Annotated in this window: 23 protein-coding genes; 19 read left to right on the top strand and 4 right to left on the bottom strand. The window is 51.7% G+C overall.

The genetic code is table 11. From position 1 onward, the window contains the following. Positions 1-62: 62 nt before the first annotated feature. Both ACTID9_RS23215 and ACTID9_RS23210 read left to right on the top strand, forming a co-directional pair. Positions 63-437, top strand: a complete 375-nt coding sequence (locus tag ACTID9_RS23215; protein WP_441067226.1) for a winged helix-turn-helix transcriptional regulator — start codon at positions 63-65, stop codon at positions 435-437. Continuing rightward, positions 389-931, top strand: a complete 543-nt coding sequence (locus ACTID9_RS23210) for a FecCD family ABC transporter permease (RefSeq protein WP_441072711.1) — start codon at positions 389-391, stop codon at positions 929-931. Before ACTID9_RS23215 ends, ACTID9_RS23210 begins: the two co-directional genes overlap by 49 nt. A gap of 15 nt (positions 932-946) precedes the next feature. Here the strand turns inward: ACTID9_RS23210 and ACTID9_RS23205 are convergent, their stop codons facing one another. Continuing rightward, entirely contained in the window at positions 947-1,417 is a 471-nt protein-coding gene (locus ACTID9_RS23205; RefSeq protein WP_441067225.1) for a VanZ family protein, read from the bottom strand. Between the two features lie 151 nt (positions 1,418-1,568). Between ACTID9_RS23205 and ACTID9_RS23200 the strand changes: the two genes are divergently transcribed. Next, positions 1,569-2,510 carry a hypothetical protein gene (locus ACTID9_RS23200; RefSeq protein WP_441067224.1) on the top strand — a complete coding sequence of 314 codons (942 nt, stop codon included), beginning with the start codon at positions 1,569-1,571 and terminating at the stop codon, positions 2,508-2,510. Positions 2,511-2,573: 63 nt separating this feature from the next. Here ACTID9_RS23200 and ACTID9_RS23195 read toward each other — a convergent pair whose 3' ends face one another. Next, on the bottom strand, positions 2,574-3,224 hold the full coding sequence (locus ACTID9_RS23195) for a FusB/FusC family EF-G-binding protein (protein ID WP_441067223.1): 651 nt from the start codon (positions 3,222-3,224) through the stop codon (positions 2,574-2,576). Positions 3,225-3,727: 503 nt separating this feature from the next. Here ACTID9_RS23195 and ACTID9_RS23190 point away from each other — a divergent pair. The 4 genes from ACTID9_RS23190 (at position 3,728) to ACTID9_RS23175 (ending at position 7,064) form a co-directional block, all read left to right on the top strand. Next, a complete protein-coding gene (locus ACTID9_RS23190) occupies positions 3,728-4,678 on the top strand; it encodes a Gfo/Idh/MocA family protein (protein ID WP_441067222.1) in 951 nt (316 codons plus the stop codon). Between the two features lie 229 nt (positions 4,679-4,907). Next, the gene (locus ACTID9_RS23185; RefSeq protein ID WP_441067221.1) at positions 4,908-5,192 is read left to right on the top strand and encodes a CD3324 family protein; all 285 of its coding nucleotides are present in this window, start codon (positions 4,908-4,910) and stop codon (positions 5,190-5,192) included. 75 nt (positions 5,193-5,267) lie between these two features. Then, positions 5,268-6,011 (top strand): MBL fold metallo-hydrolase, encoded by a 744-nt coding sequence (locus ACTID9_RS23180; protein WP_441067220.1) that lies wholly within the window; start codon positions 5,268-5,270, stop codon positions 6,009-6,011. 162 nt (positions 6,012-6,173) lie between these two features. Beyond that, positions 6,174-7,064: a DMT family transporter gene (locus tag ACTID9_RS23175; RefSeq protein WP_441067219.1), complete on the top strand. Its 891-nt coding sequence runs from the start codon at positions 6,174-6,176 to the stop codon at positions 7,062-7,064. A gap of 77 nt (positions 7,065-7,141) precedes the next feature. Here the strand turns inward: ACTID9_RS23175 and ACTID9_RS23170 are convergent, their stop codons facing one another. Beyond that, positions 7,142-7,834: an ArsR/SmtB family transcription factor gene (locus ACTID9_RS23170; protein ID WP_441067218.1), complete on the bottom strand. Its 693-nt coding sequence runs from the start codon at positions 7,832-7,834 to the stop codon at positions 7,142-7,144. 154 nt (positions 7,835-7,988) lie between these two features. Between ACTID9_RS23170 and ACTID9_RS23165 the strand changes: the two genes are divergently transcribed. The 9 genes from ACTID9_RS23165 to ACTID9_RS23125 all read left to right on the top strand — a co-directional run bounded on the left by ACTID9_RS23165 (position 7,989) and on the right by ACTID9_RS23125 (position 18,673). Then, positions 7,989-9,686, top strand: a complete 1,698-nt coding sequence (locus ACTID9_RS23165) for a sensor histidine kinase (protein WP_441067217.1) — start codon at positions 7,989-7,991, stop codon at positions 9,684-9,686. Between the two features lie 222 nt (positions 9,687-9,908). After that, entirely contained in the window at positions 9,909-11,219 is a 1,311-nt protein-coding gene (locus tag ACTID9_RS23160; RefSeq protein ID WP_441067216.1) for a sigma-54 interaction domain-containing protein, read from the top strand. A gap of 228 nt (positions 11,220-11,447) precedes the next feature. After that, positions 11,448-12,605, top strand: coding sequence for an ABC transporter substrate-binding protein (locus ACTID9_RS23155; protein ID WP_441067215.1), 1,158 nt, complete (start codon positions 11,448-11,450; stop codon positions 12,603-12,605). 204 nt (positions 12,606-12,809) lie between these two features. Next, complete coding sequence (locus ACTID9_RS23150; protein ID WP_441067214.1) at positions 12,810-13,787, top strand: ABC transporter permease; 978 nt, start codon at positions 12,810-12,812, stop codon at positions 13,785-13,787. A 9-nt stretch (positions 13,788-13,796) separates the two neighbouring features. Continuing rightward, on the top strand, positions 13,797-14,588 hold the full coding sequence (locus ACTID9_RS23145; RefSeq protein WP_441067213.1) for an ABC transporter permease: 792 nt from the start codon (positions 13,797-13,799) through the stop codon (positions 14,586-14,588). Between the two features lie 7 nt (positions 14,589-14,595). Then, entirely contained in the window at positions 14,596-15,669 is a 1,074-nt protein-coding gene (locus ACTID9_RS23140; RefSeq protein WP_441067212.1) for an ABC transporter ATP-binding protein, read from the top strand. Between the two features lie 116 nt (positions 15,670-15,785). Beyond that, complete coding sequence (locus tag ACTID9_RS23135; protein ID WP_441067211.1) at positions 15,786-17,390, top strand: flavin monoamine oxidase family protein; 1,605 nt, start codon at positions 15,786-15,788, stop codon at positions 17,388-17,390. Positions 17,391-17,417: 27 nt separating this feature from the next. Then, positions 17,418-17,600 (top strand): twin-arginine translocase TatA/TatE family subunit, encoded by a 183-nt coding sequence (locus ACTID9_RS23130; RefSeq protein ID WP_441067210.1) that lies wholly within the window; start codon positions 17,418-17,420, stop codon positions 17,598-17,600. Between the two features lie 284 nt (positions 17,601-17,884). Next, positions 17,885-18,673, top strand: coding sequence for a methyl-accepting chemotaxis protein (locus ACTID9_RS23125; protein ID WP_441067209.1), 789 nt, complete (start codon positions 17,885-17,887; stop codon positions 18,671-18,673). 208 nt (positions 18,674-18,881) lie between these two features. On the opposite strand, the gene ACTID9_RS23120 is transcribed toward ACTID9_RS23125, so the two are convergent. Next, the gene (locus ACTID9_RS23120; RefSeq protein ID WP_441067208.1) at positions 18,882-19,064 is read right to left on the bottom strand and encodes a DUF1272 domain-containing protein; all 183 of its coding nucleotides are present in this window, start codon (positions 19,062-19,064) and stop codon (positions 18,882-18,884) included. 171 nt (positions 19,065-19,235) lie between these two features. Between ACTID9_RS23120 and ACTID9_RS23115 the strand changes: the two genes are divergently transcribed. The 3 genes from ACTID9_RS23115 (at position 19,236) to ACTID9_RS23105 (ending at position 22,332) form a co-directional block, all read left to right on the top strand. Further along, entirely contained in the window at positions 19,236-19,754 is a 519-nt protein-coding gene (locus ACTID9_RS23115) for a hypothetical protein (protein ID WP_441067207.1), read from the top strand. Positions 19,755-19,790: 36 nt separating this feature from the next. After that, entirely contained in the window at positions 19,791-20,354 is a 564-nt protein-coding gene (locus ACTID9_RS23110) for a PsbP-related protein (RefSeq protein WP_441067206.1), read from the top strand. Positions 20,355-20,646: 292 nt separating this feature from the next. Then, entirely contained in the window at positions 20,647-22,332 is a 1,686-nt protein-coding gene (locus tag ACTID9_RS23105; RefSeq protein WP_441067205.1) for a methyl-accepting chemotaxis protein, read from the top strand. The last annotated feature ends 324 nt before the right edge of the window (positions 22,333-22,656 follow it).

Here is a 22,656-nt window from a genome sequence, read left to right as displayed (position 1 = left end):
CGCTCCTGTGATACGATAAGGAAATGCGGGAAAAATAGAGGCGAAAGGGAGCGGAACAGCCGATGTTTTTGGATGCATTGCGGAAAGATCCGAATTATAACGAAGAAGATATCGATTGCTATATTCATGTCACGACAACGATTCAGGTGATCGGCGGCAGGTGGAAAATGCTCATCCTTTGGCATTTGGAAGAAGGACCGAGACGCTTCAACGAACTGGGCCGACTGATTCCGGGCGTATCGCAAAAGATGCTCACCCAGCAGCTGAAAGAATTGGAGCAGGACGGCGTCATTGAGCGGAAGGTGTATCCGGAAACGCCGCCACGGGTGGAGTATGTGATGACCGACTACGGGAAGACACTGCGGCCGATTTTCGATACGATGTATGACTGGGGCGTAATTCACCGCAAGCGCCTCTCCGGCGAGAAGGAGACGTAAAGGTAAAAAATCCGAGTGACGTCAATGCGGCTATGCTCTGGATGACGGGAAGCCTTTGGGGACGCGGCTGGGAGCATGTGCTCGCCGTGCTGCCCTGGATCATGGTGTTTTTGCCGTTAGCGATTTTGCTCGCCAGACGGCTCGACGTGCTGGCATTGGGGGACGATGTGGCGGAAGGGCTGGGCGAGCGGATTACGGTTTTGCGCATGCTCTTGCTTGCGGTATCAATCGCCTTGGCAGGTGCTTGCGTGTCCGCGGTTGGATCGATCGGATTCGTCGGTTTGCTCGTACCGCATATTGCCAAGCGTCTGACAGGAGGAATGCATGGCGTCCTCATCCCTGTCGCCGTAATGGTAGGCGTTGCGCTGGTGATGGCAGCGGACTGCCTCGGGAGGGCGATCTTGCCGCCGATGGAAATTCCGGCAGGCATCGTGACAGCCATGATCGGAGCACCGTATTTTCTTTATTTGCTCAAGAGGGAGAGGCGCAGGTAATCAACTGCAGCAAGGTTATTGGCTTTTTTGCATTTTCACATCCCGCTTAAGCCAACCGAACAGCACGATCCCCAGCATCCCCCCGAAAAAATTGAGGATGATGTCATCCACATCAAAGCTGCCGACATGCCAAATGATCTGGGCCACCTCGATCGAGGTATTGACGAGCAGAAGGAGCACCGAAGCCAGCATGGGCCGCCGGGCAAAGCGGATGCAGGCGGGAATCAGGAACCCGAGCGGAATAAACAACACAATATTGCCGAACAGATTGGCGGACCAAATCCAGAAGTTGAAGCGATGCGCCTGGCTGATGTACATGCCGATCGTTTGAAACGGTATGATGTTGTACTTATAGCCGTCGAGAAAGCCGCGGTTGCGGATGAACAATAGATCAAAGAGAAATGCGAGATAGCCGGCACTCATCAACAGGAAGAGGAGCCGGGCTCGCCAATTTTTTACCGTCAGAGCTGCATTCATTTTCATCATGACCTCGCTTGCTTGTATATCAACTTCCAGTAACAGTATAAAGTGAAAAACTTTACAAAGCGGAAAGAAAAACTAAAGAAAAACTAAAGATGTGGAAACATCCGGCGAGATGACTCGTAAACAAGGAAAAGGGAAGCAGGGGGTGGATGAGGTGTTCGAGGAAATAAACCAGCAATTGGCGGACTTGAAGCTGCGCATACGACAGAAGCTGAACTGGGAGCACAATGTGCAGCAGATGCGCAGCCAGCATAAACAAGAGGCTGATAAGCGAGACCGACTTTTGCAAAAGCTGCGTAACGAACAGCAGGATGTTGACCGGCTGACGGGGATTTCGTTTGGCGCATTTTTTTACAGCATGATTGGAAAAAAAGAAGAGAAGCTGGCAAAGGAGAAGGAAGAGCTTTTGCAAGCCCGCTTAAAATATGAGGTCACTGCAGATACGGTCAAGGAACTGGAGGACGAAATTCAAGCGCTGGAAGAGAAGTTGCACATGGTTCACGATCTGGAGAGCGAGATGGCGGAAAAGCTGGCGCATAAAGAGCGCTTGATTTTGGCATTACGCCCGGAGCTGGGAACGCGGTTACGTGAGCTGACACATCGTGAAACCGATTTGCAAGCCCATCGGAAGGAAGTGCAGGAAGCGATCGTGGCGGGGCGTTCGGCTGTCGCTTATCTCGACAGAGCAATCAAGCAGCTTGAATCAGCGAGTTCATGGGGAGCATGGGATATGCTTGGCGGCGGAATGATCTCGACAGCGATCAAGCACAACCGGATCGATGAAGCGCGATCCGCCATCCATAGCGCGCAAAAAAGCTTGCGAAAATTCCAGCAGGAGCTAAAAGATGTCCAGCGGGAAAGCGCCATCCGCATCGACATCGGTGACATGCTGACATTTGCGGATTTCTTCTTTGACAATATCATCACGGACTGGATCGTGCAGGACCGCATTTCCACATCGCTTGCGCAAGCGAGGGAAAAGCGAAAAGAGGTGAGCGCGCTGATCGGCAAGCTGAACGAGCAGGCAGCGATGGCAGAAAAAGAGCTTGGGCAGACCCGGCAGGCATGGCTGGATTTGATTGAAAATACGGTATGAAAGAAAAAACAGGCCATCTGCACGGGACAGACGGCCTGTTTTTCATTGACAGCGGCTCACGCGTTATTCCAACACGCTCGCGATAAACGACTCCAGGTAAGTCAGATCTTTGATTTTTGCATTGCATGCGGCGCTGTCGATGCACATGTAGTTGCCGACCGCTTTGTAATAATCGGCGTACTTGGCATTTTTGGTCTTGGTGATCGCGGAAAAAAGCGCGACTTCTGCGACACCGTTGCACAGCGAGCATACGTTTTTCTTGTTCGTGGCTGTAAATCTGCCTTCTATGCCAACGATCTGGTTGTTTTGCTCATAAACAAAAAACATTTTGCTAGTGGCAATGTCAATCCACCCGATATACGTAAGCGCGGTGTAATTGAGTGCATCCAGATTCGGAGTCTTGAGTTTTTTGTTCTTCGGAAACAGCTTCTGGATCTGCTTCTCCGTCACTTTCGGAAAGCTGGACAAATACGGCGTCAAAGATGTGACGAACTCCTGGAATTCCTCCGTCTTTTTCAGCGCAAGAAGCGGAGCGAACAACTGCTTCTGCTCATTCGTCATGTCCGAAAACTGCTCGAAGATTTTCGCTTGCGCGCCGTAGCGCGCCGCTTCGATGACCTTTGGATCGGATACGGTCATGAGCGTAGACTGCAGGTTTTTTACCTGCTGCTTAATAAAGTTAAACTGGTGATTTTTAATGAACGGCGTATTCATGTGATTCCCTCCATGTAGACATAGTCGAATTGAAGCTTCGAGTCTGTCTTTGATCGGAGGCGATCATCACAAATGGAGGAAACGCCCCCTAATCAAAGAAGCGTTTCGCGTATCGAGCAAACCAATGTTTTACAAAGCATGGTTATCATTCACCCTCTTACCCTTTGATAGTAGCATCATATAAAGAGGCGGCGAACGATGTCAAGGGGAGAGAAAGGAAACGATGCAGCGGAATTTACTTTTCACCGGTTTGAACAGCGCGTTTGCACAGACAAAAATCAAATGCAGACCCGACACAGGGAAAGAAGCTCAAAAGCTTGGCTTTTACCGACAGCAAGGTGAAAATCAATTTTTTTGAGAGGAAAGTGTTGAAGCTACAAGCGATCTGAAGGGACATCCGGTTCATTCGAAATCACCAATTTCGACAATCAGTAGTGCTCAGTCAGCCCGCCTGTTCTATGGTACAATAAATGACATGTAACCAAAGGGAGAGTGTAGGGATCATGACAAAGCCAAAAGTCGGCATCATCGGGCTCGGCGCAATCGGGTTCGAGATGTTAAAAGAGTTCCATGCCAATCCTGATGTGGAAATCGGAGCGGTCTGCGATGCGAATGGGGACCGGGCCCAACAGGTAGCGCGCGAGTTCAACATCCCGGCTGCCTATACGGCGTATGCCGACCTGCTGGCAGATCCGGCGATCGAGAGTGTCTATATCGGCGTCCCGCCTGTTTATCATTGCGAAATCGCCGTGGCTGCATTAGCCGCGAACAAGCACGTTCTCTGCGAAAAGCCGCTGGCGAATTCCGTCGGCGAAACCGTGCGGATGGTTGAAGCGGCTGGCAAGGCCGGAAAGATTCATGCGATGAATTTTCCGCTGAACTATACGACGCCTGTGCGCGAATTCGCCCGTTTGGTCGACGATGGCTACTTGGGCGAGCTGCGCCGCGTGGAGATCACCCTGCAATTCCCGGAGTGGCCGCGGGCCTGGCAGCAAAATGACTGGATCGGCAAGCGGGAGCAAGGCGGTTTCGTCCGCGAGACGGCGCCGCATCTGCTGCAGATGATCCAGCGGGTGTTCAAGGAGCTGCCGGAGCTGCATTACAAGCATACGGAATATCCCGACGATCCGGAATTGTGCGAACGCGGCATTGTCGCACACTTGCAGATGAGGAACGGAGCGATGGTGATTTTGCGCGGCGGCAGCCATACGGCAGGCGAGCAAAAAGTGGAGCTGATGGCGTTCGGGACAAAGGGCGTGCTTGCTTTGACCAACTGGGACGACCTGTACGGAGCGCAGGGCAGCGAGCCGATGAAGCTGCTCGCGAGCGGCGGGGAGTACGCACAGGAGCTGATCTCCCAGTTCGCGGCGGCGATGCGCGGCGAACCGGCCGAACTGTACGATTTCACGGTAGGTCATCAGGTGCAGCAATTGCTGGAGGAGCTGCTCGCCTAAGCGAAAGAGCAGCTGGAGGGAGTTGGGATGCCAGGGGCGTCCCACCCTTTTTTTCATTTACCAGAGGAAAGGAGCAGTTTTCATGAAAGACGAGTTCATCAGAAAAGCCGATGCTGGCTCTGGGCAAAGGGTTCCGCATTTACTTTGTTCAGAGCCGAACCGATAAGGAAGCCGGAACGCTTTGCTCATCTATATACCGAATCTGTGATATAGATAGGAGCAAACGGACATGAAATACCAAAATGCAAGCACGATTTTGCCGAAAGAGCTGCTTGCCCGCATTCAAGATTATGTGCAAGGCGGCTATTTGTATATCCCCGTTCGCCAGGAAAAAAAGAAGCGATGGGGCGAGCGGACGCGCGCCAAAGAAATCATGCGGGAGCGCAACGAGGCCATCGTGGAGGCGTATCGCCAAGGTCATTCGGTAAAGGCGCTTGCAGGGCGCCATTTTTTGACGGAGCACAGCATCCGCAGAATTATCCGTGACAACGCCTGTGTACAATCTCAAGACTGACTCGAACGCGAACTTTCCAAACGACGGCACAGGGTCTATGCTGACGTAAAAACGAAAGTTGAAGGAGGGAGCAGGATGAGCTGTGTGCATTTGCTCGACATCCGCTTTGCACATAACGGAATCGAGCAGGTTATTACACCGGTATTGCTGCGGGATGAAGCGGAGACGATCCTCGTTGATTGCGGCTATCCGGATTTTTTGGGACTGCTGGATGAGGCGGCACGTCGGCACGGCATTCCGCTTGAGGCGGTGACGAAGGTGATCGTCACACACCAGGATCTCGACCACGTCGGCTCGCTTGCGGCTTTGAAGAGGATGCATCCGCATATTGAAATCATCGCGCACGAGATTGAAGCGCCTTATCTCGCCGGGATAAAAAAATCGCTGCGACTGGCACAGGCCGAAGCGATGCTTGATGTGCTGCCCGCTGAAGAGAAACCGAATGGACAGCAATTTATCCGCTTGCTGCAATCGCTCGAGCCTGCCGTGATCGATCGGACGGTCAGCGATGGCGAGCGCTTGCCATGGTGCGGCGGGATCGACATCGTTCACACGCCCGGCCATACGCCAGGGCATCTTTCACTGTATATTCCGGCAAGCAAAACCTTGATCGCAGGAGATGCCGTCGTCGTTGAAGAAGGCAGACTTGAGATCGCCAACCCGCAGTTTGCGCTTGATTTGGAAGCGGCGCTCCGCTCTGTCCGACGCTTATTGGACGATGAGATCGAACACATCGTCTGCTATCACGGCGGAAAGTATACAAGCGATGCCGGGCAGGGGCTGCGCGATCTGCTGAGCCGCTATGAGTTTGGCTCATAACGACGCATTTAAACTAACATGCGCGCATCGTTCGATCAGGGTCGTATCAATTCTCCCCTATACTACGAATACATTCAGTTTGTGAGATGGGGGAGAACAAATGGAGACAAGGGGAAAAGAAGCAAGTGATCAAAGGCGCTTTCGGCAAGGGAGGGGCTGGCGATGAATCCGTTTTTGTATGCCATCCTGGTGATTGTGACGACATCGTTGATGGGCTCGTCCTTTGCAATCGGCAAGCTTGGACTGGCTTACCTCTCACCCTTGCTGCTGGTTGGCTTTCGCTTCACCATCGCTGGCGTTCTGATGGCGCTTTGGGTATATAAAAAGCCAAAACCGTCCTCGCTGCAGGACTGGTCGCGTATTTTTCTGATCGGCTTTTTCCAGACGGCAGGCGTGATGGGCTGTATCTTTTTGAGTCTGCGCACGATCACGGCAGGAGAGTCGTCGATCCTGACCTTCACGAATCCGCTTCTGGTCGTCCTGCTCGGTACGATTTTTCTGGGCAACCGGTATCGGGTGGCACAGTGGATTGGCGTGATAAGCGGATTTCTGGGGGTGTTCATCACGCTCGGCTTCCACTTGCAGCTGACTACAGGCACACTGTTCGGTCTGGGCTCGGCGATTTCCTGGGCGATCGCGACGCTATTGGTGAAGCGGTGGGGCCAGCGTTTTCAAATTTGGGTGCTGACCGCATACCAGATGCTGGTTGGCGGCTTGCTGCTGCTGGTGATGGGTGTGACGCTGGAGACGCCCCGGCTGCTGATCACGCCATCGTCAATCGGCATCGTGCTGTGGCTTGCGATCATGGCCTCGATCGTGCAGTTCGCCGGATGGTTTTATTTGCTGAAAATCGGCGATCCCGGCAAAACGAGCGCCTTTCTCTTCCTGGCCCCATTTTTCGGCGTATTGTCCGGGTGGGTGATTTTGGGCGAGGTCGTCCAATGGTATGTGTATGGCGGCGGGCTGTTGATTTTCGCCGGGATTTTTTTGGTAAACTGGACGGCTGCCAAATCGAAACGGCAGCATCCGCTCCCAGTGCAAAAAGAAGCCTGACACAGGCCGATCCGCAAAAAATGGGCTATCCGTGCAAGAGCATACGCCTCTAGCAGTGGATAGCCCTTTCTCTTTTTTCAAGAAGGAAGCACCAGACCGAACTCAGCGGCGAAGCCTTCGCGTCCCGCTGCTGTCAGGCGTGCGGCCCGGCCAGCAGACTGCCGTTCGATCCATTTCAGCGCAAACAGCCGATCGGTCAGCGATGCGCCCAAGCTGCCGGCCAAATGATGCCGCCGTTCGCTCCAGTCGAGACACTGGCGGGCAAAATGGCGGCGGCTTTTCGGTTTTTCTTCCACATTCACGCCGAAATCATGCAGATGGCGCTTGCCCTCTGGACGCAGCACGAAATCGCGGCCCGATTCCTCCATGTACTCCAACGCGAGCAGCCTTTCCGTCAGCGCGACCCCGACAGTGCCGGCCAGATGGTCATAGCAGGTGCGGCAATACTGCAATTGCTTCAGTTGGTCCGATTCGCGCAGGGAACGGACGGGGGCCGGATTGGCGATGACAGAAAGCGCCTCGAGCGCATGAGCGACATCGGGGCTCGCCAGCCGATAATATTTGTGCCGCCCGTACGACTCGCAAACCAAAAGCTGGCCTTCTACCAATTTCGCGAGGTGGGAGCTGGCGGTTTGCGGGGTGATGCGGGCGCAGCGGGCCAGTTCGCTCGCGGGCAAAGCTTTTCCATCTATCAGATTGATCAGGATGGCAATGCGTGAAGGATCGCCGATCAACGCGGCAATCTCCACAAGATTGGGACTGGAATACATCTTCAGACCACCTCCATACATAATTCGATAGTAAACGAATGATGACTGTTATGCAATCCAGATGTTTACATGTTCCTTTTCCGGGTATATGCGTAAGTACAGTTCCATTCTTGCTAAGATTTTCCGAATTGCTATTATTATCTAGGGGGCTTGTGTGGCGGTATCACATGGTGCTTCCATACCGTTGATCTTTTGTGAGAGCGAGGAATTTCTAGTGGAGCATATTCATGGCTCGTACGATTGGGTACTTGTCGTTTTTTCATATGTCGTTGCAGTGGTTTCATCTTATACCGTTCTTGATTTGGTCGGGAGAATCAGCACGTCCAGCGGAACCAGCCGGTTGAATTGGCTACTTTTCGGCGCCATTGCGATGGGCATGGGGATCTGGTCCATGCATTTTGTCGGCATGCTTGCTTTTACATTGCCGGTTCCCATCCCCTATGACCTCCCGATCGTCACGCTATCGGTTTTGATCGCGATCATCGCATCGTTCATTGCGCTGTATGTGGTCGGCCGCGAACAGGTTACGCTTCTGCAGCTGCTCGGCGGGGGGATGCTGCTTGCCTCCGGCATAACGGCGATGCATTACACCGGAATGGCTGCCATGCAGGTCGACATCACGTATGATCCTGTCTTTTTCCTGCTATCGATCGCGATCGCCATCATCGCTTCGATCGCGGCGCTGTGGCTGTCGTTTTATTTCAGAAGAGATATGGGCGGCAGCGCGGTATGGAAAAAGTTGGGTAGCGGGTTGATCATGGGGGCGGCGATCGTCGGCATGCATTACACGGGAATGATGGCGGCGCACTTCCATCTGGGAGAAAAATCCGGACTGTCCACCGGCATGGTGCTCGATCAAAAATGGCTCGCCTATCTGATTGCGGGCGGCACGCTTTTCACGTTGGGCTTGTCCTTGTCGGGTATTTTTGTTTCGCGGCGGTTCTCGCAAAAAGATGGGCAAATCAAGGCGAAGACCGAGGAGATTTACAAGATCAATCAAGAATTGCGCCAGCTCAATGACAATCTGGAGCAGTTGGTGAAGGAGCGGACCGCACAGCTGGAGCGCGCGCATGACGAGGCGATCAAAGCGAATCGGATCAAGAGCCAGTTCCTCGCCAACATGAGCCATGAGCTGCGGACACCGCTCAACGCGATTATCGGTTACAGCGAGATGCTGATGGAAGAGGCGGAAGAGATGGGCGAAAAGATGTTCGTCGATGATCTCGGGAAAATCCGCAAGTCGGGCAAGCATTTGCTGGCGCTGATCAACGACATTTTGGACATTTCCAAAATCGAGGCAGGCAAGATGGAGATTCAGCTGGAAGCATGCAGTCTGGAGTTGCTGGTGCAGGAGGTCGTCACGACGCTGTCTCCGCTGCTCGACGCGAACGGCAATCAGCTGACGACCCAGTGCGAAAACAGCGAAATCGTCACGGACGTCACGAAATTGCGGCAGATTTTGATCAATCTGCTGGGTAATGCGAGCAAATTCACGAAAAACGGCACGATCAGCCTGCGTGTTTTGAAGCAACAAAAGGGGCAGCAAGCAGGGGTGTCTTTTCAAGTAACAGACACGGGGATCGGCATGACGCCGGAGCAGATGGCGAATTTATTCCAGCCCTTCACGCAGGCGGATTCGTCCACCACGCGAAAATTCGGCGGCACCGGCCTGGGGCTTGCGATCAGCAAAAGCTTTTGTACCATGCTGGGCGGTACGATTGAGGTGGACAGCGAATTCGGCGTGGGAAGCACATTCACGTGCTGGCTGCCTGCCAACGCAAAGCGGGCCCAAGTGGCACAACATGCGGAGCATGGCGGAAGCGAGGAGCCTGTTGGAGCGGGCATCCTGTGATCATCATAGGGGAAAAGAAACCAAAAATCATGGAGGAGCAGATCGTTACCTGATCTGCTCTTTTGGTATGCAAAAACGAGTGATATTCTCAAAAATGAAATCTATCGTTTCATGAGACAAGCGCCTTTCCGTGCTTTGCCTGGGTGGAAATCACTGGTACAGGAATTGCTTGTTACAAGGACATGCATGTGCACCACAAGCCAGGGAAGGAATGAAAGCTAGATGCTGACGATTGCGCGAATTACGACGAGCGGCGAAATTTTTTGGTGTTCATCGAATTGGCCGTATGTAACCGGGTTTTCGTTCCTCAAAACGATCGGGAGCAAAGCCCCGGAGCTGCTGCCTGGCTATGAATTGCATTTATCGCACCAGGCGCAGAGCGTTATTTTGTCAAAACGAAAGCTGTATGTCCACACGTTTCAATTGGCCGACTCGCAAGTGCTGATTCTGGAAGATCGCGAGGACAACGGCTCCGCCGGGCTCATCACAGCAGGGCAGAACGGGGCGGGCGCAGGCTTTCCGCAGGGGATGAAGCCCGGGGAAGGAAATTTGCTGTTCGATTTGCCGAGTCCGGGGATGAAAGGGGTCATCGCCAGCATCGCCAAGGTCGCCGCCACCGACATGACCGTGCTGATTCACGGAGAGACGGGCGTCGGCAAGGAAGGGATCGCCCGGCTGATTCACGAGTCGAGCAAGCGGCGCTACGAGCCTTACGTCATCCTGAACTGCGGGGCGATTCCGGAAACGCTGATCGAATCGGAGCTGTTCGGCTACTCCCCCGGGGCATTTACAGGCGCTGACCGCACGGGGAAAAAAGGGGTATTTGAGGAAGCGGAGGGAGGGACGCTGTTTTTAGACGAGATCGGGGAGCTTCCGCTTGCCTCGCAAGTCAAGCTGCTGCGCGTCCTCCAGGAGCGTTCCTTCAAAAAGATCGGGCAGCCGCGCGCGATCCAGGCGGACGTCCGCATCATCGTCGCCACCAATCGCGACCTTGAGGCGGAGGTGGCGGCAGGACGCTTTCGGGAAGACCTGTACTACCGTCTTTGCGTCGTGCCGCTCACGATACCGCCGCTGCGGGAGCGGACGGAGGACATTTATCCGCTGCTGCAATTTTTCCTGAAAAAGTTTACGGCAAAATACGGACTGAGCAGAACTTTGTCACCACGGGCAATCCGTTCATTGATGAGCTATTCGTGGCCGGGGAATATTCGCCAGATGGAAAACATGATGGAAAGACTGGTCGTGATGGCAGAGGAGGAAGAGATTACATTGGCTGATTTGCCTGTGTCGGTCCGCGAACAGGCGAGACAGCAGGAATTCGCGCAAGAGAGCGGGCCTGCGGATGCGGATGGTCAGGAGGAGAAGCCGATCAAGATTCATAAAATTCTCCCGCTAAAGGAAGCCACCGCGATTGTGGAAAAGGAGCTGCTGCAGATGGCCCGCGAACGATGCGGCTCCACGTACGAAATCGCCGCGATGCTCGGCGTTGACCAATCGACGATATCGCGCAAATTCAAGCAATTATCGGAATGATGCGAAATTGCATGAATCCATCAATTATTCAGTAAAGTAATGCATGTGTGCACGCTTTTTGTTCTCATTTTTGATAATAAACAACTCATTTTTGAAAAATCCGAAAGAAAACCTTATTCCTATCGCTTTTTCAATTTTTCGATCATTCTGGCACGCTACTTGCTATTTGAGTAGGGCAGGAATGATTTTTTTACTGTAGATGCTTTTACAAACAATGGGGGGAAACAGATGAAGAAGATGCAAGCAAAAACAAAATGGCTTTCCGTACTATCCAGTGTGGCAGTATCCGCGCTTTTGCTCACGGCATGTGGCGGCGGCAGCCAGACGGCCGGCACACAGCCGCAGCCTGACGCTTCCGCTGGCGGCAATGCAGGAGACGCAAAAGACAAGTTCAAAGGCCAATCGCTGAACCTGCTCACATGGGAAGGCTATGCCGATCCGAAGTTCACCAAGGCTTTCGAGGACAAGTACGGCGTCAAGGTAAATCCGACGTATTTCGCCTCGAGCGACGAGCTGCTCGCCAAGCTGAAAGCGGGCGGCGGCGATACGTATGACATCATCTCGCCGTCGACGGACGTGGCAGAACTGCTGGTGCAGTCCGACATGGTCGAACCGATCGACACGTCCAAAATCAGCAACTACAACGAATTGAATGAAACGCTGCGCAATATGAAAGATGTGCAAAAAGACGGCAAACAATACGGGCTGCCGTTCGCCTGGGGACCTGACTATCTCATCTACGATGCGGACGTGGTGAAAGAGGAGCCGAAATCATGGAGCGTTTTCTGGGACCCGCAGTATAAAGGGAAAGTATCGGTTTACGATGACATCTCCAACATTTATATGATCGGCCAGATGCAAGGCTTGGACAAAACCGACAAAGGCGCGCTTTACAACATGACGCCGGAGCAGTTGCAGAGTGCCAAGCAGAAGCTGATCGAGCTGAAGCCAAACGTGCGCAAATACTGGACGACAGCGGGCGAGCTGAACGACCTGTTCGCCAATAAGGAAGTGGCGCTTGCGGTAGGCTGGCCGCTCACGGTTTCCGAGGTGAACAAGAAAGGCCGCAACCTGAAGTGGACGATTCCGGATGAGGGCGCGACCGGCTGGATCGACCGTCTGATGATCGTCAAAGGCTCCAAGCACCGCGAGTTGGCTGAACAGTATCTGGATTACATCGCCAAACCGGAGCCGATGGCACAGGTGGCGGAAGTGACCAACTACAGCGTCGCGAATGCAAAAGCCGCTGAATTCATGTCCAAGGAGCTGCAGGAAATCACCTACATCAACGACATGGATAAGCTCTTCTCCAAAATCAACTTCTGGCAGTATGTAAAAGAACGCGCTGCCTACAACGATATTTGGACTGAGGTCAAGACGAACTGATCGGTATTTGACGCAAAAGGCCTGGCCATAGGCTGGGCTTTTTGTACAGATAAGACTTCCATGCCGCGAGCAGCGACATGAAAGTCTTATCCAGTATACGTGCAACCGCGGCTCCTCCAAAAAGCATGGCGGAGCCAGGTTTTCTACTCTATGTGACCAAGAACCACAAGGAAACGACAAAGATCCATGAGGAGGGTGTGGGAGATGTACGAAGTGGAACGAAACGAGGCTGGGACAACCGCCCCAATCTCCTCGGAACAAACGGTTCGCCGGCCATGGCTGAAAAAAATGGCTGGGAAAAACAACAAGCTCTTGCTGCCGCTTTTGCTTCCGCCGGCGATTTGGTTGTTCATGTTTTTGTTCATGCCATACTTCAACCTGTTTACATACAGCTTCTGGAAGCCGGGGCCGTTTGATGTCATCAAGGAGTTCAATCTGGCGAACTACACCAAATTTTTCACCGCCACGACAGGCGGGCAGGCGCCTTACAAAGTTTTGCTCGATACGCTCGAGCTTGCCGTCATGGTGACGGTCTGTACCGTGTTGATCAGCTTTCCGCTGGCCTATTACATCAATTTTAAAGTGACGCGGATGAAACAGGTCGTGTACATGCTCGTGATTATTCCGCTGTGGGTGAGCTACATCGTGCGGGCCTATTCGTGGAAAATCATTTTGGGAACAAACGGGATTTTGAATTCCGCCTTGATCTGGCTCGGCGTCACCCATGAGCCGCTTGATATTTTCCTGTACAGCAAAATCTCGGTCATCATCGGGATGGTGCACATTTATACGCCATTTGTGCTGATGCCGATCTATACAGCGCTGGAGCAAATTCCGCGCAACCTGATGGAAGCCTCCAAAGATTTGGGCGCCAACCGCTGGCAAACGTTTTCCCATGTCGTACTGCCGCTGTCACTGCCAGGCATGATCGCCGGAGCGACGTTTGCGCTGGTGCTTTCGATGGGCGACTTCCTCGCGCCGCAGCTTCTGGGTGGTCCGGGCAGCAGCACGATGATCGCCAATATCGTGCAGCAGCAATTCGGTACGTCCAACAACTGGCCGTACGGTTCAGCCATCGGCATCATTATTCTGCTTTTGGTACTGGTCATTCTGGAAGTGACGGGCCGGGCCGAGAAGCGCTATTCCACACTCGATTCGTCACAAGTCAGAGGGAGCAGGTGAGTTGGTACTATGACAGGACGATTGAATTTGAATCTGATCACAAAACTGTTGGGGCTGTTTTCGTTTCTGGTGCTGGCCTTCCTTTACTTCCCGCTCTTGGTCGTCGTCGTGTACTCGTTTAACGCCGACAGCATCAACAGCTTTCCGATGACAGGGGTCTCGCTCAAATGGTACCAGGAGATGGCGCAAAACAAGGCGTTGATCGAGGCGCTGGGCCATTCCGTGACGGTCGCTTTGATCAGCACCACCGCTGCGGTTCTGCTCGGTGTGCCGGGCGCATTTGCGATGGATCGCTTCAACTTTGTCGGGAAAAAGGTGTTTGAGCGCATCGTTCTTTTGCCGCTGATTTTGCCGGGGATTTTAACCGGGGTGGCGATGCTGAGCTTCTTTCAGGAGCTGGGGATTCAGCAATCGATGCTCGCTGTGGTCATCGGCCATTCCACGTTTTTGATCGCGATCGTGATGCCGCAAGTCTATGCGCGCCTGAAACGGATGGACCGCTCCATCGAGGAGGCGTCCGCCGACCTGGGTGCCAACCGGTTTCAAACATTCTGGTATGTGATTTTGCCCAATATCCGCACGGCCCTGATCGGCTCTGCACTGCTCAGCTTCACACTGTCGCTCGATGAAATCCCCGTCACCTTTTTCCTCAACGGGGTCTACAGCACCTTGCCGATCCAGATCTGGGGGATGACGCGCAATGGATTTTCACCTGAAGTGAACGCGATCTCGACACTTGTGTTCATCACTTCTTTGCTATTCATCATCATTTCCACAAGATTGAACAACAGAGAGGAGTAGAGTATCCATGGGAGAGCTGGCGATCCGCCTGGAGGGCGTCAACAAACGCTTTGGCGAAAACCATATTGTCAAAAATTTGGATTTGGAGGTATATCGCGGAGAGTTTCTTACGCTGCTCGGTCCGAGCGGCTGCGGGAAGACGACGACGCTGCGCATGATTGCCGGGTTTGAACATCCGGATTCTGGCATGATTTTGCTGAACGGCAACAATGTCGCAGGTTCTCCGCCGAACAAGCGCGATGTGAACACCGTGTTCCAAAACTATGCGCTGTTTCCGCACATGACGGTCAGCCAAAACATCGGGTACGGCATGAAGCTCAAAGGCGTGCCTGCCGATGAAATCAAGCGGCGTGTCAATGAAGCGCTCCGCATGGTGCAGATGGAAGCATTCGCCGACCGCAAGCCGCGTCAAATGTCGGGCGGGCAGCAGCAGCGGGTGGCCGTCGCCCGCGCGATCGTGAACAAGCCGACCGTCCTTTTGCTGGACGAACCGCTCGGCGCGCTCGACTTGAAGCTGCGCAAGCAAATGCAGTTCGAACTCAAAGCGCTGCAGCAAAAGCTCGGCATCACATTCATCTATGTCACGCATGATCAGGAAGAAGCGCTCACCATGTCCGACCGGATCGCCGTCATGAACAACGGCCAGATCGAGCAGATCGATACGCCGAGCGTGATCTACAACCGTCCGGCTACACGCTTTGTCGCCGACTTCATCGGGGAAACCAACCTGCTGCACGGTACGCTCGACGCCAATTTGGGCAAAGAGCTGAAAGTCTCGATTGAAGGCGTCTCCTTTACGTTTGAAAAAGGGGATGCGCCTGTCACAGGCCGCGATGTCTTCATTTCCATCCGTCCCGAACAGGTCAGCATCAAGCGGCAGCGCGCAGAGGACGAGGCTTGTCTCGTCGGCCGCGTAACCGAGCATGTCTTCATCGGTTCGTTTTACAAAACGGTCGTTACGCTGCCGACCGGCGTGGAAATGGTGGTGGCCCAATCGGCTGCGCAGGGCGAGCTTGCGCATCAGGGCGATGAAGTGTATTTGACGTGGGAAAACAGCAAGGCGGTTGTTTTGGCAGGCTGAGATTTGCGCCAATCAGTAATCCGGGCACTTTCGCAAGCAGAGGTTGCCCGGCTCTTTTTCGATATAACTATCAGAAAAATAAAATTTTTCGAAAAAATATCAGGGGGCAGTTACTCATGAGAAGCATCCTCGGACAAAACTTGAAAAAAGCAGCGTCTATCGCGCGGGAGGCGAACGAGCGTAACGTCAGCGTCGATCAAGTGATTGCCGAACGAATGGAAAAAGCGATTTCCCGCCGCGACTTTTTGAAAGGAACCGCCTTGGTGGCTGCGGCAGTAGCGGTCCCGCCGGCGTTGTGGAACATGGGGGCCTCGGCAGCGAAAGCGGAAGCGAAAACGTCGCAAAAAATCGTCGTGGTTGGTGCTGGCTTGGCCGGTTTGACGTGTGCCTACCGGTTAAAGACGAAAGGGATCGAGGCTGAGGTGTACGAGGCAGCGAAACGGGTCGGCGGCAGATGCTACACGCGCCGGGGCGACTTTGCTGACGGTCAGATTGCCGAGCATGGCGGCGAGCTGATCGATACGGAGCATCAAGACATCCGCAAGCTGGCGAAAGAGCTTGGCCTGACGCTTGATGACCTGCCAGCATCCGAGCTTGCGGGCACAGAAGAAATTTACTACATCGACAACGCCCCGTATTCGCTGCGTGACATCGCGAGCGATTTCCGGCAAATTTTGCCGATCATGGAGCGGGATGCAAAGGATGCGGGGGACTATTCGTATGCGTCATCCAACGCCCGGGCCCAGGAGCTGGACCGGATGTCGGTCGCCGACTGGATTTCCGGCAATGTTCCCGGCGGCTTGAAATCGCGCATGGGCAGACTGCTGCGCGTTGCATTTACAGCCAATTCGGGTGCGGAAATCGAAGAGCAAAGCGCCCTGATTTTGATGGAGACGTTTGGCGCATACAAGCCGCACGGCAGCGTGTCGTTTACCGGCAGCTCGGATGAGCGCTTCCACGTGCGCGGCGGCAACGACCTGATTCCGACCCGCATGGCCGAAGCGCTGAAAGGGCAGATCAACACCGAGCACGAGCTGATTGCCATCAAAAAGGAGAAGGACGGCGGGTACAAACTGACGTTCCGGACAGCCGGAGCGACGAAAGACGTGAAAGCGGATCAGGTCGTTCTCGCGCTGCCGTTCTCCATCCTGCGTTCCTCGGTCGATTTCAGCCTGGCCGGATTCTCCCGACTGAAGACACGGGTCATACGCGAACTCGGGTTCGGCTCCTGCTCCAAGCTGAACGTCCAGTTTACCGACCGCCACTGGCGCACGCTCGGGCTAAACGGATCGAGCTATGGGGATCGTGGCTATGCCAACGTGTGGGAAGTGTCGCGGAACCAAGCCGGACAAGCCGGCCTGATGGTCAGCTTCACCGGCGGCGACATCGCCAAAACATTCGCGAACGGCGATCCGCAAGCCCATGCAAAAACCTTGCTGGACCAATTGGAGCCGGTCTTCCCGGGGATCACCGGCAAATGGAACGGCAAAGCGACGGTGGACAACTGGCCCAGCTACAAATGGACGAAAGGCGCCTACTCGTACTTTGGGGTCGGACAATATACCCAATTTTACGGGGCAGCCGCGGAGCCGGAGGAAAATTGCTATTTCGCCGGTGAGCATACGGCCGAGTATTACGGTTTTTTGAATGGCGCGGTGGAATCGGGCGAACGGACGGCACAGCAAATTTTGCAAAGCAAAAACGTCGCGAAGCAGGCTTAAAGCTGAATGCGGAAGGAGTGAAGAACGTTGAGTGCGATCGGTATCCCCGGTTTGATCGTGATGTTCCTTTTGGCGCTGCTCCTGTTTGGCCCGAAAAAGCTGCCACAGCTCGGCCGGGCGGTTGGGCATACGCTGAAGGAGTTCAAGCAGGCGACGCGTGGCCTGGTGCAGGATGAAGGAGCGGATGTACAACCGGAAAAGAAAGCGTGAGGGCAGAGGGCAGGCCATCAGCATCACGAGCACCTTACGCACATACATGATCGATGATCCTCTAGGAACGTTCCTGGAGGATTTTTCTTTGTTTTGCGGGGAGGGGTGGTCATTTTGTTATGGTTTAATCATCAATTAATTGGGTACATAGTAATAGAAATCAAATAAAAGGAGCTCGATACTCCATTATCCATCCAGAATAGTCTGCTGTTTTTTTGGATAACAAATGCCAGCAAGGCAAGACTCCATGCATCGTTGCAAAATCTACATACAGTATTAGGAGGATGAACATGAATACTCTTCAGCAAGCGATCTCCCTCGGCCCTGTACTCACCAAAATATTCCACGATGAAGATTTTATGGTGGCCATAACCGATACCGAAAAATATGTATACTACTCACCTTCTAAATCACTGAATGCCCCTATTACAATCGGGCAACCATTCTTGGACTACGACTTATTTGGCATGATTAAAAAAGCTCGAGACCGGGTAGAACAAATCTCCCCTCCGGAGTATGGGCCACCTTTCAAGGCAATCGGCTATCCGTTGTTTGATGAAAGAGGAGAATGGATCGGCTGCCTTGGTTTTGGCATCAGTTTGCACAAGGAATTCATCACCTCCCACGCCGAGCAGCTTTCCGCTACCATACAGGAAATATCAGCTTCAGCGACAGTGAATTTGCAAAATACACAAAATATGGACCAGGTGATTTCCTTCATACATAGTGTTGCGCAGCAGTCGAATTTACTTGGCCTGAACGCTGCCATAGAGGCTGCGCGGGCTGGGGAATACGGAAAAACGTTTTCGGTTGTCGCCTCCGAAATACGAAAATTATCACATCATTCTGAAGATGCTTCCAAAAAAATCGGTCATTTCCTAGAAGAAATGAAAAGCTCGATCATCGGCATGTCCAACAGCTTGCGTGACATCAGTCAATCTTCTAATGAACTGGCGGTCCATTCGGAAACATTTTCAAAGCTTACAGGCGAATTGGATCAACTTAACGTCAGGTTGAACAGTTTCATAACCGATTTGCTCAAACAGAACGAGACTAAGGGCAAAATGAAATAAACGAGGTAGCAGCGTGATCCTTTTGGCTGACTTTAAAAAAACCTTGATTTCTCAAGGTTTTTTTGTCGTTGGGAATTCTAGGTAGTGCGAAACAATTTCAAATCAGCTTCTCGTCTGAACGGCCAATCCACGAAAGAAACATTCTCGAAATTAGGCAGATCCATCATCGATATAACGAAAAAAACTCCCCAATGGGGAGCTGCGGAAGCTACTGGCGTTTTGCTCGTCGTGGCCGGCGTAGAAGCTCACCCGAGCAGTTCGGGCAAACGGCATTCATGTCATCCGTGCAATCTTTGCAAAACGTACATTCATAGCTGCAGATGTAAGCTTCCTGGTCAGGCTCGACTCGTTTCTGGCATTTTTCGCAGCATTCTCTCATTTCCAATCCCATTGCAATCAATTCCTTTCGTATTTTCAGTATCGTAATCGTAGAGAATCGCTGCCTGATTGTGAAGAGACAGATTGCAAGGGGAACCATCAGGACAGAACGGATAAACGCTGGCGTATGCCCATACCGGATGGTACACTCTTTTCAGGCAAAGCAGCATGGGGAGTTGAGAGATTGATTGCCAAAAAAGTAATCGCATCGTTGCTTGTGATTTTGTTTCTTTCATCGGGTTTTGCGGTTGCAGAAACCTCCTCCTCAAAAACGACTTATGATGAAATCTATGAAAAGTACAGCCATGTGAACCAAGGTAAGCAAAAAGGTTATGGAGACATGACTGATAACGAAAAAAAGGCAATTGATAAAACAATGGATAATGTAACCGAGCAAAATAAAAAAATTATTGAAGCAAAAGAAAAGTGGGTAGCTGCAGATAAAGCAGGCGACGTAAAAGGAAAGCAAGAAGCTGAAAAAGCAGCGAAAGAAGCAAGAGAAAAGGGGGGGACGATCGATAAAGACGAAAAACTAGATAAAGTGAAGGAACGTGAAAAAGAATTAAATGATAAGATTGATAAAGCTAAGGAAAAATGGAAAGAAGCAGACAAGATTAAGGACCCGGTAGAGCGGCAGAAAGCAAAAGATGCTGCACATGAGGAAGCGAACAAATATAGATCAGAGGGTGGTACTAGGCCATAATAGAATACAAAAAAGTATTCTTTTACTAAGGGGAAAATGATGAACAGACGTAAGGTATTTATGATTGCACTTCAGATTCTTTCAATTTCATTTTTGTTATTTGGGTGTTCAACTAGTAATTCATCACATGGAAATGTTGAATACCTTATGTACAAAGATAATGAACATCATTTTTCGATTAGCTATCCGAGTACATGGTCAATTGATAGCAAACAGCCAAATGTAGGAGTCATGTTCGATTCTCCAAAAGAGAATGATCAAGATCTGTACACTGAAAATGTAAGTGCTGGTGTTTTTTCTTTACCAACCGAGGCTACTTCCCCGATAGAAAACTATGTTGATGGAATGATTGATACGATAAAGAAACAAACACCTGAGATGAACATGATTAAAACTTCAAGCTTAAAGATCAATAATGTACCTGCTATTCAGATTATTTATACTGCAAAACGTGACAATCTGGACCTCGCTTATAAAGTTACGTATCTATTAAAGGGGAGAGTTGGTTACATTATTGTCTTTACTTGCTTAAATGGCGAAATAGATAAATTTTCCCCTGTAGTTGATACTATGATTAACTCTTTTGTTATTACAGATTAACCAAAGTTAAGGAATTGCGCAGCGACCGATGAAAACCCGGCGATTTGGAAGAAGGCGGCGACACGATCGGCTTGGAAGCAGAAGTAAGAGCGGAATTGAACAATTCCCGTTCAAATGATGAGAAAGAGGAGACGGAGCAATTCGTCCCTCTTACTTTTTTGCGATGCCGGGGGCGGGTACGCAAGGCAATCATGAATAAATGGTTACAATCTTCCTCCTGTGTTGCTAACACCTTCCATAAAACATTACAATTTATTGAAAAGACAATATATATACGAATGGGGAGAACGATGTGTCGATCGCGAAAAAAATAACCATCACCTTTACCATTATTTTGGTGATGTTTGCCGCCCTAGGTTCCTATCTGTACATAGAGTCGCTAAACCAGTCTGAAACTACCACGACGATGGAATCCAGGACGTTGCGTTCAGCCCTTTTGGCGGAAGAAATGAAGCTGTCGGTCGTCCAGGTTCAGCAATGGTGGACTGATATCAGTGCGACACGGGGCAAGAACGGACTTAACGACGGAATGGAGAAGGCAAAAACTTACGCCGATCTTTTTCAAAAACAACTTGCTGAAATGAAACGGTTGAATCCTGAAGATGAGGGGCGGCTTCAGGAAATGGAAAGCGCCTTTCAAACGTATTATGAAACGGGTCAAACGATGGCACGCGCCTTCATTGAGGGAGGGTACGACGCGGGGAATCGGTACATGGGGGACTTTGACAAACGAGCAGAAACGATCAACCAGGAAATGGACGTCTTCCGTAAAGAAAAGATGGATGGAATTACAGGAGCAGTCAGTGACATTCAAGATTCGATTGAAATGTCCAATCAGCTGATCATTCTCTTTTTTGTGGTCGTCCTGAGCACAGCCGGATTTTTATCGATTTGGTTGAGCCGTTCCATCGTCAGACCTCTTCGCAGCTTGTCCCAGACGGCCATGGTTATTTCTCAGGGAAAATTGAACCAGGCTGTCGCTGTTCATTCCCAGGATGAAGTGGGGCAATTGGCGCATTCGTTTGAACAAATGCGTGAAAATCTCCACATGTTGATCCAGGGTGTGAAAGAAACGGCGGATGAATTGGCGATGGCTGCCGGGCAGTTATCGGAAGGGGCAGAACAGACAGCGGAATCCTCCAAGCAGATCGCCGAATCGGTTCAGGAAATTGCCGAAGGCGCCAAAAGACAGTTGGACCGATCAGAAGAAAGTGCGCATAGCATGAGGGAAATGAATGGCGGGATTGAAATGGTCGCCGCGTCCTCCTCGTCGGTCGCTGACCTGTCCTCGGCCATGTCGAGTCTGGCAAAGGAAGGAAATGAAGCCGTTACGAAGGCAGCGGATCAAATGGGGCAAATTGACCTTACTTTCCAGCAAACAGATGCGCTGGTCCAGCAGCTGGATACGTGTACAGCGAAAATTGTTGAGATTCTTCGCGTCATGAACGCGATCACCTCGCAGACCCAGGTTTTGGCGCTGAATGCATCGATTGAAGCCGCTCGAGCGGGTGAACATGGGAAAGGATTTGCCATTGTGGCGGAGGAAGTGCGGAAACTGGCTGGAGAGTCACAGGAATCATCCGCACGCATCGCCGATTTGGTAGATGATTTAAGGAGCAATATGGCGACGGTTGTTACCTCCATGAAACAAAGCAGCCATGAGACGCAATCCGGAATCGAGGTCGTGAATGAAGCCAACACCATTTTTGCAACGATACGCCATACCATCGTTCAAGTGAACGACCAAATTCAGGAAGTATCCGCATCTGCAGAGCAGATGTCAAGCAATACGGAGCAAATGAACGATGCCGTGTTGCTCATGAAACAAATAGCGGAAAGAGCCTTCAGCAAGGCAACCAGCGCTGTTCATTCCGTGAATAACCAGCTTGTTTCTGCTGAAGAGGTAGCCCGTTCAGCGGATCGGCTGAATCGGGAAGCCATAAGGCTACAGGGGATGGTCAGCAGGTTTGAGGTGTAGGGCTGTATTCTGGCGTTGCGAAGGGAATGGAGAACCGTCCGGGTTTAAGCCGCGGCGGTTGGTATGAGCCAGCCCCGTATTCTAAATTTGAACCTACACCAGGTCTTAACCAGTACAAAATTATTAGTGAATGGTCTATGACAACAGGACCGTCCGATTCTGGAGATGGAATCACAGCAACTGGCAATCCCAAATAATCTTATTTCGTTGGTGTTGTTGAACGATTAAAAACAATAAGCTTAAAAGGTAAAATTGTTATCAGTGGTAATGGCTATTACACTGGATCTTGGAGAGAACTGTAAAAGCAACATGCATTTACATCTA

The organism is Brevibacillus fluminis, assembly GCF_052072235.1.
In the GTDB taxonomy this organism is placed as follows: Bacteria; Bacillota; Bacilli; order Brevibacillales; family Brevibacillaceae; genus Brevibacillus_D; species Brevibacillus_D fluminis_A.
Note: the sequence above shows the minus strand (reverse complement) of the source record. Positions and strands in the feature narration are given on the sequence as shown.

What these genes read in the sequence shown, in the direction of transcription:
- ACTID9_RS23215 (WP_441067226.1), top strand. Translation starts at nt 63, where the DNA reads ATGTTTTTGGATGCATTGCGGAAAGATCCGAATTATAACGAAGAAGAT.
- ACTID9_RS23205 (WP_441067225.1), bottom strand. Translation starts at nt 1,417, where the DNA reads ATGATGAAAATGAATGCAGCTCTGACGGTAAAAAATTGGCGAGCCCGG.
- ACTID9_RS23195 (WP_441067223.1), bottom strand. Translation starts at nt 3,224, where the DNA reads ATGAATACGCCGTTCATTAAAAATCACCAGTTTAACTTTATTAAGCAG.
- ACTID9_RS23190 (WP_441067222.1), top strand. Translation starts at nt 3,728, where the DNA reads ATGACAAAGCCAAAAGTCGGCATCATCGGGCTCGGCGCAATCGGGTTC.
- ACTID9_RS23185 (WP_441067221.1), top strand. Translation starts at nt 4,908, where the DNA reads ATGAAATACCAAAATGCAAGCACGATTTTGCCGAAAGAGCTGCTTGCC.
- ACTID9_RS23180 (WP_441067220.1), top strand. Translation starts at nt 5,268, where the DNA reads ATGAGCTGTGTGCATTTGCTCGACATCCGCTTTGCACATAACGGAATC.
- ACTID9_RS23175 (WP_441067219.1), top strand. Translation starts at nt 6,174, where the DNA reads ATGAATCCGTTTTTGTATGCCATCCTGGTGATTGTGACGACATCGTTG.
- ACTID9_RS23170 (WP_441067218.1), bottom strand. Translation starts at nt 7,834, where the DNA reads ATGTATTCCAGTCCCAATCTTGTGGAGATTGCCGCGTTGATCGGCGAT.
- ACTID9_RS23160 (WP_441067216.1), top strand. Translation starts at nt 9,909, where the DNA reads ATGCTGACGATTGCGCGAATTACGACGAGCGGCGAAATTTTTTGGTGT.
- ACTID9_RS23155 (WP_441067215.1), top strand. Translation starts at nt 11,448, where the DNA reads ATGAAGAAGATGCAAGCAAAAACAAAATGGCTTTCCGTACTATCCAGT.
- ACTID9_RS23150 (WP_441067214.1), top strand. Translation starts at nt 12,810, where the DNA reads ATGTACGAAGTGGAACGAAACGAGGCTGGGACAACCGCCCCAATCTCC.
- ACTID9_RS23145 (WP_441067213.1), top strand. Translation starts at nt 13,797, where the DNA reads ATGACAGGACGATTGAATTTGAATCTGATCACAAAACTGTTGGGGCTG.
- ACTID9_RS23140 (WP_441067212.1), top strand. Translation starts at nt 14,596, where the DNA reads ATGGGAGAGCTGGCGATCCGCCTGGAGGGCGTCAACAAACGCTTTGGC.
- ACTID9_RS23135 (WP_441067211.1), top strand. Translation starts at nt 15,786, where the DNA reads ATGAGAAGCATCCTCGGACAAAACTTGAAAAAAGCAGCGTCTATCGCG.
- ACTID9_RS23125 (WP_441067209.1), top strand. Translation starts at nt 17,885, where the DNA reads ATGAACATGAATACTCTTCAGCAAGCGATCTCCCTCGGCCCTGTACTC.
- ACTID9_RS23120 (WP_441067208.1), bottom strand. Translation starts at nt 19,064, where the DNA reads ATGGGATTGGAAATGAGAGAATGCTGCGAAAAATGCCAGAAACGAGTC.
- ACTID9_RS23110 (WP_441067206.1), top strand. Translation starts at nt 19,791, where the DNA reads ATGATGAACAGACGTAAGGTATTTATGATTGCACTTCAGATTCTTTCA.